At 59.4% G+C, this 13,347-nt stretch carries 17 protein-coding genes and 2 tRNA genes; 3 read left to right on the forward strand and 16 right to left on the reverse strand.

Annotation, left to right across the window (positions count from 1 at the left end):
* Positions 1–624: 624 nt before the first annotated feature.
* The 5 genes from M0654_RS09325 to M0654_RS22760 form a co-directional block, all read right to left on the reverse strand.
* Positions 625–876 carry a DUF6894 family protein gene (locus M0654_RS09325; protein ID WP_248682849.1) on the reverse strand — a complete coding sequence of 84 codons (252 nt, stop codon included), beginning with the start codon at positions 874–876 and terminating at the stop codon, positions 625–627.
* A gap of 118 nt (positions 877–994) precedes the next feature.
* A complete protein-coding gene (locus M0654_RS09330) occupies positions 995–1,702 on the reverse strand; it encodes a hypothetical protein (RefSeq protein ID WP_248682850.1) in 708 nt (235 codons plus the stop codon).
* Positions 1,703–1,820: 118 nt separating this feature from the next.
* A complete protein-coding gene (locus M0654_RS23035; RefSeq protein ID WP_449289662.1) occupies positions 1,821–2,099 on the reverse strand; it encodes an immunity protein Imm33 domain-containing protein in 279 nt (92 codons plus the stop codon).
* A 167-nt stretch (positions 2,100–2,266) separates the two neighbouring features.
* A complete protein-coding gene (locus M0654_RS22755; RefSeq protein WP_282571589.1) occupies positions 2,267–2,830 on the reverse strand; it encodes a CatB-related O-acetyltransferase in 564 nt (187 codons plus the stop codon).
* A gap of 180 nt (positions 2,831–3,010) precedes the next feature.
* On the reverse strand, positions 3,011–3,145 hold the full coding sequence (locus M0654_RS22760) for a hypothetical protein (RefSeq protein WP_282571590.1): 135 nt from the start codon (positions 3,143–3,145) through the stop codon (positions 3,011–3,013).
* Positions 3,146–3,369: 224 nt separating this feature from the next.
* Between M0654_RS22760 and M0654_RS09340 the strand changes: the two genes are divergently transcribed.
* On the forward strand, positions 3,370–3,891 hold the full coding sequence (locus tag M0654_RS09340) for a tyrosine-type recombinase/integrase (protein WP_248682851.1): 522 nt from the start codon (positions 3,370–3,372) through the stop codon (positions 3,889–3,891).
* A gap of 63 nt (positions 3,892–3,954) precedes the next feature.
* On the opposite strand, the gene M0654_RS09345 is transcribed toward M0654_RS09340, so the two are convergent.
* The 11 genes from M0654_RS09345 to M0654_RS09395 form a co-directional block, all read right to left on the reverse strand.
* Positions 3,955–4,030, reverse strand: a tRNA-Phe gene (locus M0654_RS09345).
* 232 nt (positions 4,031–4,262) lie between these two features.
* Entirely contained in the window at positions 4,263–4,478 is a 216-nt protein-coding gene (yacG, locus tag M0654_RS09350) for a DNA gyrase inhibitor YacG (protein WP_118848660.1), read from the reverse strand.
* 65 nt (positions 4,479–4,543) lie between these two features.
* Positions 4,544–5,164, reverse strand: a complete 621-nt coding sequence (locus M0654_RS09355) for a Maf-like protein (RefSeq protein WP_118848659.1) — start codon at positions 5,162–5,164, stop codon at positions 4,544–4,546.
* Between the two features lie 26 nt (positions 5,165–5,190).
* The gene (gene infA / locus M0654_RS09360) at positions 5,191–5,409 is read right to left on the reverse strand and encodes a translation initiation factor IF-1 (RefSeq protein ID WP_069060068.1); all 219 of its coding nucleotides are present in this window, start codon (positions 5,407–5,409) and stop codon (positions 5,191–5,193) included.
* Between the two features lie 128 nt (positions 5,410–5,537).
* The gene (locus tag M0654_RS09365; RefSeq protein ID WP_118851410.1) at positions 5,538–5,960 is read right to left on the reverse strand and encodes an arsenate-mycothiol transferase ArsC; all 423 of its coding nucleotides are present in this window, start codon (positions 5,958–5,960) and stop codon (positions 5,538–5,540) included.
* A 65-nt stretch (positions 5,961–6,025) separates the two neighbouring features.
* On the reverse strand, positions 6,026–6,499 hold the full coding sequence (locus tag M0654_RS09370; protein WP_248682852.1) for a UPF0262 family protein: 474 nt from the start codon (positions 6,497–6,499) through the stop codon (positions 6,026–6,028).
* 5 nt (positions 6,500–6,504) lie between these two features.
* Positions 6,505–7,818 carry a histidinol dehydrogenase gene (gene hisD, locus M0654_RS09375; protein ID WP_248682853.1) on the reverse strand — a complete coding sequence of 438 codons (1,314 nt, stop codon included), beginning with the start codon at positions 7,816–7,818 and terminating at the stop codon, positions 6,505–6,507.
* Positions 7,819–7,871: 53 nt separating this feature from the next.
* The gene (locus M0654_RS09380) at positions 7,872–8,303 is read right to left on the reverse strand and encodes a DUF2948 family protein (protein WP_248682854.1); all 432 of its coding nucleotides are present in this window, start codon (positions 8,301–8,303) and stop codon (positions 7,872–7,874) included.
* A gap of 481 nt (positions 8,304–8,784) precedes the next feature.
* Positions 8,785–9,627, reverse strand: coding sequence for an oxidoreductase (locus tag M0654_RS09385; RefSeq protein ID WP_248682855.1), 843 nt, complete (start codon positions 9,625–9,627; stop codon positions 8,785–8,787).
* Positions 9,628–9,759: 132 nt separating this feature from the next.
* Positions 9,760–11,052: a UDP-N-acetylglucosamine 1-carboxyvinyltransferase gene (murA, locus tag M0654_RS09390; protein WP_248682856.1), complete on the reverse strand. Its 1,293-nt coding sequence runs from the start codon at positions 11,050–11,052 to the stop codon at positions 9,760–9,762.
* 95 nt (positions 11,053–11,147) lie between these two features.
* On the reverse strand, positions 11,148–11,378 hold the full coding sequence (locus tag M0654_RS09395; RefSeq protein ID WP_248682857.1) for a hypothetical protein: 231 nt from the start codon (positions 11,376–11,378) through the stop codon (positions 11,148–11,150).
* A gap of 149 nt (positions 11,379–11,527) precedes the next feature.
* Between M0654_RS09395 and M0654_RS09400 the strand changes: the two genes are divergently transcribed.
* Positions 11,528–11,602 (forward strand) — tRNA-Thr (locus tag M0654_RS09400).
* Between the two features lie 316 nt (positions 11,603–11,918).
* Positions 11,919–13,340, forward strand: coding sequence for a phosphomannomutase (locus M0654_RS09405; protein WP_248682858.1), 1,422 nt, complete (start codon positions 11,919–11,921; stop codon positions 13,338–13,340).
* The last annotated feature ends 7 nt before the right edge of the window (positions 13,341–13,347 follow it).

Consider the following 13,347-nt stretch of genomic DNA (forward strand, 5'->3'; position numbering starts at 1 on the left):
GTTTCCAAAAACCCTGAGGATTTAGGGCGAGGTAGCGGCCGGGGTGAGAGGGGGAACCCACCGCGACCGCCCGCTCGGTTTCTTCCTGCGCGCGCCGAGCAACTGACTTAGGGCTCGAGGGCTATCAACGCCATCTTCGGTCGGTGATGTCCCCAAAAGTGAGGTGGCGCCGTGCTGTGCTCAGACAACTCGAGATTAGATGCTGGGAACGGAGAAGCGCGTGCATCCCCAAGAGCACGCGCTTCCCACGAAACTGAGACTCTTCTGGGCTCGGTCATGCAGATGGTACCCCAGTCGAATAGGACGGCAATTGCATCGACAGATTTAGATGGAACTCGACGTCGTCACGGACGCTCAAACGTCACATGCAAAGGAGAGCCACCCTGGCGGGGGTAGCTCTCCTTCAAGCCTCATTGGAGGTGAGGGTCGATAGCCGAACCGGTTGGGTGGTTGGTTGAATACAAGATAGCTCGACCTCGCCATGCCGGGGTATCGTTACAAACGCGGTACAGGCTACCTAAAGAGAAGAAGGACCCAGCCGTTTTTCCCGCCTGAGCCCCCAAAGCTGTTGGATACATCTTTAGGTTAGGTTAATTTAGCGTTGAGTCAACTAAATCGTTTGGTCTACCTCGGACGCTTCTCTCCATCATTTGAAACAAAATCCGTCACGGATAATGTGCGAATTAGATTGCCCTCAGCATTGACGATATCGACACGATCGAGCGGAACAGGTTCGCCGCGAGCCTTCATCTCACCAACGATTTCGGACAGAGAGGTTACAATCTCGGCAACAGCTTGATCTTGAGAAGAAAATTCAAGCCCATCTTGATCGATCACAGAGTCCAGCGCCCCTTGGGCGTGGATATAGTATTTCATCTAGCAGGTATTTTTCCATGCAACTGGTGCTTGCCGACTAGGGCTTGACCGAACGTGATCAAGCGACTGCATCGTGGCGTTTAGATGTCCCCCCGATGCATCTGCTGCAGACTAGCAATCAGCGGGTGGTAGGGACCATGGGCTTCGCTTTCGGAAGACCGCGTCGCCTGAGCGATCCGCCAAACAAATAGTTCCACCTTCGCCGGATGATATCGAGCGGTGAATGATGGAACTTTATTTTCATATCGAGTAGTGAGCTCAGAGACTTAGCTAACGCAGCTGCCTCAACCGGCATGATGTGAACGCCGTCATCAGAGAATTTTCGACGCAGTCCACCCCGTGCGTCTGCGTACTTCCTGGGAAAAGGCAGATAGTGCAACCCAGCTGCGTCGGCGGCAAGCATCAGATGCTTTGAAAGCGCTTGGTGGGTGTCGATGCGATGCTGAAGAGAGCCTATGAATGGCAGCTCTGGGTTTGAGCGCCTATCAGCTGGGTAAGGGGGCTGCACGATAACTGCAGCGTTGGAAGGGCCGATGAGTTGAGAAATGGCTAACACATAGCGATGAGCAAGCTTCGCCGCCTCATCATCGACCGAACTGCCAGATCGTTCAGCGACTGGAATGAGATGGCATCGGATATCGATTTCTCCAAGTATAAAAACAACAATGTCATCAGCTTCGACATCGCTTAGGAGTGGTCGAATTATCTGCTCAGCATCACGCGCCGCTCGATGCATAGTGAGCGGGCCGAGCCATTTGATGACTGCGTTTTCAAAGCGGTCAAAGCAGTAGGCGGAATGGCTGTCGCCGCAGACGTGCAAACGCATAGTAAGCCCCAACGCTGGAATCGAGTATTGCAGACGTTCTTGTATCGAAGGAAACCCTGCGCCGCCATCTGAGGTTCAAAGGCTGGCGGCACTGCTCAACAAGGCAGCATCTGCATTGCTAAACGTCCAGTAAGCTTGGGTCGAACCACACATGTTCGTAGTCCAGTGCGATCAAGAACCGCCACCCCGGAGGAAGCCTCAGATAGGGTAAGACTGCCGGGCAACGCTGTGATAGATGAGACACGTGCATCTGCTTGAAGAACTCGTCGTAATCAAGAGGAAAATCTGGACCGCTCCAGATGTACCAGCCGCAGGTTCCATTTTTCGGCGGATGCCTCAAGCCATTTAGAGGCTGCTCTCCCTGCAGTGCGCCTTCGGAAATGCCACTTTGGAGAATGGATCAGCGGCGCTGAATGAGACATTGAAACGACGGCACACCTCGACTTGATCTTGATCCACGGCGTACTCCTTGATCACCTGAGCGTAAGCAAAGGGTAGATCGGAGGCAAGAGCTGTCGGTGGCCACAATCCTGACACGCCACCACCCGATTCACAAAGTCGGGCTTATCGATATCGTCGAATGAAATTTGCCAGGTTGCTGCTCTGCAGTTCGTGTACAGCAGCCCTGACGTTCTCATCCGGCCAGTCCCACCAGCCGATTGCTTCCAGGTCTTTGCATACCTCATCAGTGAATCTCTTCCTGATGGGCTTCGCGGGATTGCCGCCAACTATCGTATAAGCGGGCACATCACGAGTAACCAGCGATCGCGCACCTATCACGGCACCATTTCCTATCGTGACGCCCGAGAGAATGGATGCGCCATCGCCGATCCATACGTCACTACCGACCGTTACATTTCCATTCGTTGCAGGGTGGCCGACAATACCTTTTGCCTCTGGCCAAGCTTGCTCAAGTGCACTGAAGGGATAGGTGGTAACCCAATCATGCCTGTGGTTGCCTCCCAAAAAGATCGTCATGTTCTCAGCTAGCGAGCAGTATTTACCGATTGAGAACTTTGCCTGTTCGCCCCACCAAAAAATTTTGAGGGCTCCATAGGTATGATCGCCGACTTCGGCAATGCCATGCGCAATATATTGTTGAAGGTAATCCTTAGTGAAATAAGCCATTGCCAAATTTCTTCATACTACTTCGCGATACATTATGCCGGTCAACCGCGTAATAATTCAGCAGTTATATGATGGATGGATTCGGCTTGCGCGAAGATTGCGGCTGGAAGAACAACTCAGTGTTACTTAACATCAAGCCGTACGGCTAACCCCCACCTCGCCAACATAAGGCGGGGGTGATCATTCCGAAACGAAGACGCTACGGATAAACCAGAACAGCCCGAACTGGTGAAGGATCATCGCCGCCCGCAGGACAGCGGAGATGATGAACCATAAAATCGACAGCATGAGGAACCAGAAGTATGACCTGCTCACTGCTGTCGCTCCCCAATCTCCCGACTAGTCCTCTGACCAGGTGACGGTGCTTGAACTATGGGCGCCGCCCACATCGGAGTAAACCAGCTCGCGCCGGCTGACTTCAAATTTCCGCATCAACGCGCGGGCGATGTCGCGCGCGGCCTCGTGACGGGCGGCGTCCCACATGGTGCTGTCCGTCCACTGGCGTGCGTCCTCGTCGTCAATGTCGAATACCCGATCACATGGTCCTGCCGATCAGCCTTATGATATTTTACGGGCTCGAGCCCCAGGATGCTCTTGCACTGCCGAAGACCGCCATTTCATCTGCTGGAATCGACACGCGACGGCAGAAGACCGGCGAACCGCTCTATCATCCGCTGTTCGAACCGGTGTCTGACGCTCTCGCGAAGGCGCCAAAGCACGATGCGATCACCCTCTGCGCGAACAGCTGGGGCAAGCCTTGGACCTACAACGGGTTCAGCACGAATTGGGATAAGCTGAAGCGTGTGCTGGAAGCCGAGCAGAAGATCCAGCCTGGGCTAACCCTTAAGGGCCTGCGACACACTGTCGGGACGATCCTTGCCGAAATGGGCAAGGACAACGGAACTATCGCTCTCGTCCTCGGACATGCGACCGAGGCGATGGCCAAGCACTACTCACGGCGCGCGAATCGGTCGCGTCAGGCCTCGGCTGCGATCGTCGATCTTGAGGCCGAAGTGAACAGAAGAAAAACGAAAGTCGTCAAACCCGCTGAACAAATCTGACAAACTCAGATTTATAAGGAAGGATGCGGATATAAAAAAGATAGGCGCAATAAGAGCTTAGAATGGTGCCCGGAGGCGGATTTGAACCACCGACACGCGGATTTTCAATCCGCTGCTCTACCAACTGAGCTATCCGGGCATCTGGGCCTTGCGGCCTCCGGTAAAAACCGGCGGGGGTGTCTCCCCCGGAAGCGAGCGGGGTTATAACATCTTGTTCGGCCATGTCCAGCGGTTGGGCGGACTTTTTTGCGAGGAAAAGACGATTCCAAAATTATCGAGTAAAAACAGAGGCACACGGCGGCCTTGAGGCTGTGGAAGACGGGCAAACGCCCGAATGAGGCTGGCCGCCGGCGCGGCCAGCTCCGGTAACTCTATTCGCGGTCGTCCGTGCCGTCAGCCTTGGCTTCGTCATCGGCGACGGGAATGGCATACGAGCCTTTCAGCCAGCGCGACAGGTCCAGCGTGCGGCAACGGTCGGAGCAGAAGGGATAGTGTTCACGCGCGGATGGCTTGCCGCATTCCGGGCATGGCCGGGTCTTGCGAAGCGGCTCGACCTTGCCGCCCGCCTTGATGGGTTCAGATGTCATGTGCCCAAGCACTCCTTGATGAGAGGAACGTGGCCGGTTCTTCAGTTTTGCTTATGTAAGGGCGCTCAGCCCTGCGGCCAAGCCGCGGCGACGTCGAAGCCTTCGCCCGCCAGCAACGAGGTGACCTCGTAAAGCGGCAGCCCGACGACGTTGGAATAGGATCCGACGAGTTTCTGCACGAAGGCCCCGGCAATGCCCTGGATGGCATAGGCGCCGGCCTTGCCACGCCATTCGCCGGACGCGATGTAGTTGTCGATCTCGCGCACCGAAAGCCGCTTGAAGCGCACCTTGGTCTCGACGATCTTCTGGCGGAACTGGCCGCCCGGGGTAACGAGGCAGACGCCGGTATATACCCAGTGGCCGCGGCCGGAGAGCAGGTTCAGCGCAGCAGACGCCTCTTCGGTATATTCCGTCTTTTCCAGGATGCGGCGGCCCACGGCAACAACGGTATCGGCCGACAGGATATAGCTGTGGCGCCAGGCCGGATCGCCCTTCACCAGCGCATAGGCCGCTTCCGCCTTTTCCGTCGAAAGCCGGCGTGCCAGCGAACGCGGGTGCTCGGACCGCTTCGGCGTTTCGTCGATGTCCATCGGCATCAAGCGCGCCGGCGTAATGCCTGCCTGATTGAGAAGATCGAGGCGGCGCGGCGAACCGGAGGCCAATATCAGCTTTTGTTCAAGCGCCATGGAAAGGTGCTGCCGCCTGTGCGAGATTACTTGAAGCGGTAGGTGATGCGGCCCTTGGTCAGGTCGTAGGGCGTCATTTCGACCAGGACCTTGTCGCCAGCGAGAACGCGGATGCGGTTCTTGCGCATGCGGCCAGCCGTATGAGCGATGATCTCGTGCTCGTTTTCCAGCTTTACGCGAAAGGTTGCGTTCGGCAGGAGTTCGGTGACAGTGCCTGGAAATTCAAGGACTTCTTCTTTAGCCATCTAGTGGTTTTCTTTCTGTGGGTTGGGACGGGCAGCAGCTTTGTCCAGCCGGCCCGGAAAATGTGCGCGGAAACTACACAAAGATGCCTCCTTTGTGAACCGTGCAATTAAAACGATTCTCATGTCTTTCAAGCGCCCTCCGCCGAGTGGCGGCGAATAGGCTTCATGCGCTTGTCGATCAGCTTCCAGAGATGCTCGCGAACCTCACGATAAGCATCGAGCACCTGCTCGCGCGTGCCGGTGGTCGCGGTGGGATCCATCGTTGGCCAATAGACCACATCGACCGGGCTCGTTCGGGTCAGTTCGAGCGCTGCGTGATGCGCCTCGGGAGTGAGGGTTACGATCAGGTCGAAGAAGTCGTCTTCCAGGTCATCCAGCGTTCGCGGCTGGTGGCGGCCGATCGACAGGCCAACCTCATCCAGCACCGCATCCACGAAAGGATCCCGTTCGCCGGAGCGCACGCCGGCCGACTGGATGTAAATATCGGGCTTCAGCAGCCGTTTTGCAATGGCTTCCGCCATCGGCGAGCGGATCGAGTTCCAGCCGCACATGAAGAGGATCGAGTGGGGGATGCCGATCGACGGTTTGGCTGCCGGCTTTTCCTCCTCGCCCATGGTTACCCGCGCCAGTAGAGCACGCAGACGAGCGTGAAGAGCCGGCGGGCCGTATCGAAGTCCACCGTGATCTTGCCGTTCAGCCGGTCCATCAGGGTCTGTGAGCCTTCGTTGTGGATGCCGCGCCGGCCCATGTCGATTGCCTCGATGCGGCTCGGCGTCGAGGAGCGGATCGCTTCATAATAGCTTTCGCAGATCATGAAGTAGTCCTTGATGATCCGGCGGAAGGGCGTGAGCGAGAGGATGTGGGTCGCGACATCCTGGCCGTCTTCGGTGGTGATGCCAAGCATCAGCTTGGAGTCGACCAGCGAAAGCTTCAGCCGGTAAGGTCCGCCGGGATGGCCAGCGGGCTGGAAGGAGTTCTCCTCGATGAGATCGAAGATCGCGACCGCCCGCTCATGCTCCACATCGGGCGTCGAGCGACCGATGGAGTCGTCGAGCACAACGTCGCACAGCCGGTAGTCTCCTCCCGCCATGGCGATCAGTCCCCGTCGCCGGTGGGGCTGAGGTTGAGGCGGATTGCAACCGAGCGGGCATGCGCATCAAGCCCTTCCGAATTCGCAAGGGTGATCGCCGCGGGCGCCAACTGGCGCAATTGCTCGGGGCCGAGCCGCAGGATCGAGGTGCGCTTGACGAAATCGAGCGTCGAGAGACCGGAGGAGAAGCGTGCCGAGCGCGCCGTCGGCAGCACGTGGTTGGAGCCGCCGACATAATCGCCGATCACTTCCGGCGTGTGGCGACCGATGAAGATCGCGCCGGCATTGCGGATACCGGCGAGCAGCGCATCGGGATCGGCGACCGCAAGCTCCAGGTGTTCGGCGGCAATGCGGTTGGCAAGTGGCAGCGAGGCCTGGAGGTCCGGCACGAGGATGATGGCGCCGAAATCCCGCCAGCTGGCGGCTGCCGTTTCAGAGCGCGACAGGGTCTTCAGCTGCCGCTCGACAGCAGCCTCCACCGCGCGACCGAGTTCGGCATCATCGGTGACAAGAATCGACTGAGCGCCGGCGTCATGCTCCGCCTGCGCCAGCAGGTCAGCCGCCAGCCAATCCGGATTGTTGTCCTTGTCGGCAATGACCAGCACTTCCGATGGTCCGGCGATCATGTCAATGCCGACCGTGCCGAACACATGCCGCTTGGCTGCCGCCACATAAGCATTGCCCGGGCCGACGATCTTGGCGACCGGGGCGATGGTCTCGGTTCCATAAGCAAGAGCTGCTACGGCCTGGGCGCCACCAATGCGGTAGATCTCGGTGATGCCGGCAATGCGCGCGGCAGCCAGCACCGCGGGATTGATTGCGCCGCCGCCTGCGGGCACGACCATGACGAGGCGCGGCACGCCGGCAACCTTGGCCGGCATCGCGTTCATCAAGACGGAGCTTGGATAACTTGCGGTGCCGCCCGGGACATAGAGGCCGACCGCTTCAATTGCGGTCCAGCGGGAACCAAGGCCAACACCGATCGCGTCTTCGTAGATGTCGTCCTTCGGCATCTGCCGGGCGTGGTGCCGCTCGATGCGCTCGGCAGCAAGCTTCAGCGCGTCGAAGACCTTCGGGTCGGTCGCGGCCACAGCTGCGTCAACCTCGGCGTCAGTGACCTGGATGCCGACCTCGGCCAGGTCGATGCCATCGAACCGCTTCGAGTAATCGATCAGGGCTGCGTCACCCCGGGCTCGCACATCATCGATGATGGCGCGCACCACGGCGTTCACATCTTCCGAAACCTCACGCTTTGTCGAAAGGAAGGCACTGAACCGTGCCTCGAAATCCTGCGATGCCTGCTCCAGCCAGATTGCCAAGCGGATATTCCTTCCCAGTCAGACTACGATACCATCCGCCGGGGCATGATCGCCTATGGGTGGCGGGGCTTTGATGCCGTTTCCCACGCCCCGCCGACATCTGCAAGAGCAACTTCAATGCATTCGACATCTAGCGCAATGGTTGCGTTGCCGGAGAGCACCAGTTCCACTGTTCCCTCGGGCCCCTCCCCCTTCTGGTTGAAGGTGATGGCCAGCAGCGACAGGACCTCCTCCTTGCGATTGCGGTTGATGCCGGTGGAGCGGACGGCTTCCACCCTCTTGAAGACGAGCGCGGCGCGGCGACGTTCATAAGACTTGCGGCGCTTGCCGGCTTCTTCCCAGACGAACCGGTTGGCGGCGAGCGACAAGGTACGCTCAGGGGCGGACCAGCGCACATCGCCCATCTTGAAGACGGCATCCTGCATATGGGCGGAAACAATGCCCAGGTCATCGGTATCAAGGGCAAGCAGTTTGAGCTCGGTCATCGCGTTCGTGGTCCATTCATGGTGCGCAGCTGGCGCGGAGGGTCAGGCCCTGAGATAGGATGCCGAAGTGCCCGAGGCAACTGTGACAGGAAGAGGCAACTGTGACGGGAACCGGCTGTGCCATATGGAGCACTGCCCACGCGGCTCCGCCTCCGCCGGAGGGGAGTATCCGGCGGGGGTGACGCTGGGATGGGGCAGGCATGGCATTCCAGGTATGTGGTCAAGCATTTTTGCCTGCCCCGACCGCTCCAGGTGAGGGGAGGATTTCCGAGCCCTCCGAACACCCTTCGCGGCCATCATCGGAACCGGCTTCTCAGAACCCGAGGAGGAGGCCGGTTCGCGAACCCGGTTCCCATCCGATGACGTGATCAGTATGCCGGAAGCTTCAATCCCGTGGACGTTTCCAAAATGCTAAGGCCTTGAACCGACTGGCAGATGATTTCCTCAGCCGGTTTTTTATCCACGCCCTCGGATGTCGTGCTTAGTCGGGAAAATCGGCGGAGCGGCTGGTTTCTTCCCATGCCTTGATCTGCGACAGCCGTTCGCCGAGCTTCTTGGTGACATTGTCATACGCGATCGCACCCAGCACGAGGTGGCGCGGTGCCTCGGCCGCCTCGGTTGCCGCAATCATCGCCTCGGCTGCCCGTGCCGGATCACCCGGCTGCTTGCCGCTATAGCCTGCCGTGGTCGCCATGCGTGCACCGGCGGTCTGCGCATACTCCTCGATGCGGTTTGGTGTCTGCTTGAGCGACCGACCCGCCCAGTCGGTGCGGAAGGGACCGGGTGCTACGCAGGTGACCTTGATCCCGAGCGGCGCACCTTCCAGTGCCAGCGCATCGGAAAAACCTTCCACTGCATGCTTGGTGGCGGCGTAATAACCGGAGCTTGGAAGGCCCATGAAGCCCGCCATGGAGGTGATGTTGAGGATGTGCCCGCGGCGACGGCTGCGCATGCCCGGCAGTACGGCGCGCGTCATGGCAAACAGGCCGAAGACATTGGCATCGAACATGGCGCGGATTTCCGCTTCCTCACCCTCCTCGATGGAAGCCTGGTAGCCGTAACCGGCATTGTTCACCAGCACATCGACCCGCCCGAACTTTTCCTCTGCCGCCTTCACGGCCGCGGCGATCTGGCCGGCATCCGTGACATCAAGATCAAGCGCCAGAGCATGATCGCGCCCTTCTGCGAGGTCGGCAACGCGGCCCTTGTCACGCGCCGTTACGATGGTCGGCCAGCCGCGATCAAGCGTTGCCTTTGCCAGCTCGCGGCCAAAGCCGGTTGAACAGCCGGTGATGAACCAGACAGGGGAAGAGAGATCAGCCATGGGGCAGCTCCAGGAGATGTTTGAGATTGTGGCGAAGAGGATGAGACCCTTGACTGGACATAGGCAAGAAAAAAGGGACGACAAGGCGTGAACCCTGTCGTCCCCCATCACATCACGAGGAGTGTCTGTAGGTCAGTCGCTGACGCGCTCGACCACGGCTCCGCAGCGATTGAGCTTTTCTTCAAGGCGCTCAAAACCGCGGTCCAGGTGGTAGACGCGGTTCACCATGGTTTCGCCTTCGGCCGCAAGACCAGCAATGACCAGCGATACGGAGGCACGCAGGTCGGTCGCCATGACCGGTGCGCCGCGCAGCCGCGGCACGCCTTCAACGCGCGCGGTCTGGCCGGAGAGCGAGATCCGGGCGCCAAGGCGCGCCAGTTCCTGCACGTGCATGAAGCGGTTTTCGAAGATGGTCTCGGTGATGTTCGAGACGCCCGACGAGCGCGTCATCAGCGCCATGAACTGCGCCTGCAGGTCCGTCGGGAAACCCGGGAATGGTTCGGTCGTGACATCGACCGGCTGGATGCCGTTGCCGTTGCGCACGACGCGCAGGCCGGTTTCCGTTTCGGTGATCTCGGCGCCGGCCATGCGCAGCGTCTCGAGCGCGTTGTCGAGAAGCGCAGCTTCCGTGCCTTCCAGCACGACATCGCCGCCGGCCATGGCCACCGCCATGGCATAGGTGCCGGTTTCGATGCGGTCGGGCAGGACGCGGTGGCGGGCACCCGAAAGCGACGTCACGCCTTCGACCGTGATCGTGCTGGTCCCGGCGCCGGAGATCCGGGCGCCCATGGCGGTGAGGCATTTGGCAAGATCAACGATCTCCGGCTCGCGCGCCGCGTTTTCAATCACCGTCGTGCCCTTGGCGAGCGTCGCCGCCATCAGCATCACATGCGTCGCACCAACGGACACCTTCGGGAACACGTAGCGCGCGCCGACGAGCCCGCCCTGCGGCGCGGTGGCGGTCACATAACCACCATCGACCTCAAGGTTGGCGCCGAGCGCCTGCAGGCCATCCAGGAACAGGTCGACGGGGCGCGTACCAATCGCACAGCCACCCGGCAACGACACCCGTGCACGCCCCTCACGGGCCAGAAGCGGACCGATGACCCAGAAGCTTGCCCGCATCTTCGAAACGAGCTCGTATGGCGCGGTGGTATCGACGATGGTGCGGCAGGTGAAGTTGATGGTGCGCGAATAACCCTCTTCCTGGCGCTCCCGACGGCCGTTGACGGCAATATCAACCCCATGGTTGCCGAGGATGCGCATCAGCTGCTCGACGTCTGCCAGATGCGGCACGTTTTCGAGCGTCAGCGTGTCGCTCGTCAGAAGGGACGCAATCATCAGCGGCAGGGCGGCGTTCTTTGCGCCGGAAATCGGGATGACGCCGTTCAGCTGGTTGCCGCCGGAAATTCTGATGCGATCCATACGTTCTCACTTTTCTTCTGAAAGCACAAAAAGGCGCCGCTTCTGTTCCCGCCGCCGTTTGCCGCTAATTAGGTGACCTGTCCGCAAAAGACAGATCAGGATGATTCGTCCGTTTTTGCGGCAGGAAGACCTTGCGCCTCATCGGCAGCACCAGCACGCCGGGCGCGCGCCTGCGTTTTTCGCCGCATCAGATTTTCACGAAGCTTGGCCGCCGCCTTCGCCTTGCGTTCCGCCTGGCGCACAGCCGCAGCGTTTCGCGCGCGTTTGCCCCGCGCTGCGGCACTTTCCGCCTGTTCCGACTTTCGAAAATCGTCTTCGTTCGCCATGGCCCTCCTTAGCGAAAAAGCATGCGAAACGAAAGCGGCAGCTGCTTTTGCGGCGAGCCGACAAAAGAAGTTGGAATTTGCAGCTTGCGCTGCCCGCGAACCTGTGGCAATAGCCCCCTCGCCGACGGATCAACGCCCGCCGGCCCAATGCTGCTATAGCTCAGGGGTAGAGCACTCCCTTGGTAAGGGAGAGGCCGAGAGTTCAAATCTCTCTAGCAGCACCAGCTTTCCTTTATCCCCAAACCATAGATCGCTTCAGACGCGTTGCTGCCTGCAGTCTCTATTATGTCTCCCAATTTTCGATTTGGTTGGACCTCTATACCATCTTCAGAACATTAAAGAACGAGTTGATAGGCGGAATTGGGCTCTGACATTGCCCCTAGACCTTTGACAACGCCCTGCCTTCTGACTGGACTTCCTCTTCCATAAGGTTCTCGTCGAAACGGCACTAAGTTACCGGTTGTCTCGGCTATGAGACATCCGTTAACCTCTTTGTTGCTTATGATCTCCCGTAGATACTGTGCATGAAGGCAGAGGCTCATGAAATTTGGGACGAGCGGGCTACGGGGCCTTGTGGTTGACCTTAAAGGTCGTGCTTCGGCGCTTTATGCACAGGCGTTTGCACGGCACCTGATTGAGACAGGTGCGGCCAAAACGGGCGACCGGATTCTGGTTGGGTGGGACTTCCGTCCGTCGAGCCCTGACATTGCAGCTACATGTATAGGGGCGCTGGTACGCGCCGGACTTTCGCCCATCAATTGCGGCGCTCTCCCTACCCCGGCACTCGCGTTCTATAGCCTGAAGCAGCGATCTGCCTCTCTTATGGTGACAGGCTCCCACATCCCGGCAGATCGTAACGGCATCAAGTTCTACCGTCCCGACGGCGAGATCGGCAAGCAGGATGAAGCGGGCATCACGGCCATTGCCGCAGAGCTGAACAAGGCTGATGTGGACGCCACTCCCGACGAAGCGCCGGATCACTCGGCTAAAGCGCGCTCCCTGTTCCTGGACCGCAATCGCAGCCTGTTGTCGCCTGGCGCCCTCGCGGGCTTGAAGATTGGGGTGTATCAGCATTCAACCGTAGCACGAGACCTGCTGGTTGAGGTGCTCCGAGGCTATGGCGCCGACATCGTTGCGCTTGGCTGGTCGGATGAGTTCATTCCGGTAGATACGGAGGCGGTCTCAGAAGAAACCATTGCTCTTCTTCAGGGCTGGGCCCAGGAGCATCAGCTGGATGCTATCGTGTCGGCCGATGGCGATGGCGATCGGCCGCTGGTGGCGGATGAGACAGGAGTGCCGCTGAGGGGAGACCTGCTTGGCCTGATCACCGCGCAGTTTCTTGGAGCACAAGTGGTGGTAACGCCAGTGACGTCAAACTCCGGCATCGAGAAGGCCGGTAGCTTTACCGTCATCCGCACCAAAGTTGGCTCTCCCTTTGTCATCGCCGGCATGAGCGAAGCTCTCGCCGCAGGCGAGACTGGTGTAATGGGTTTCGAGGCCAATGGTGGTGTGCTGACCGCATCTGAATTCGGCGGCGGCGGCGCGCTTGCGCCTTTGCCGACGCGCGACAGCTTTCTGCCGATCCTGGCAGTGTTGTCGCTCGCGGCGCAGCAAAAGATGCCATTGTCAAACGTCGCTGCGTCGTTTGCCCTTCCCCACGCGGCAGCTGACCGGCTGGAGAATTTTCCCGTCGAGACAAGTGCAGCACTGATGGCCCATCTGCGTGCCTCTGACGACAACCTCGCAGCATTTCTTGCTCCTCTCGGAACCGTCGCCTCCAAGAGCGATATTGACGGACTGAGGGTGACACTCGCTGATTGCCGGATCATCCATCTGCGCCCCTCAGGCAACGCCCCGGAAATGCGTTGTTATGTGGAAGCAGCAACGGCACAAGACGCCGAGGCGCTGCTTGGAAAGGGCCTCAACCTGATTCGAGCCTGGGTCGATCATGAGCAGCGCTGAAACAGAA

This window comes from Neorhizobium turbinariae (assembly GCF_023223505.1).
Classification (GTDB): Bacteria; Pseudomonadota; Alphaproteobacteria; order Rhizobiales; family Rhizobiaceae; genus Neorhizobium; species Neorhizobium turbinariae.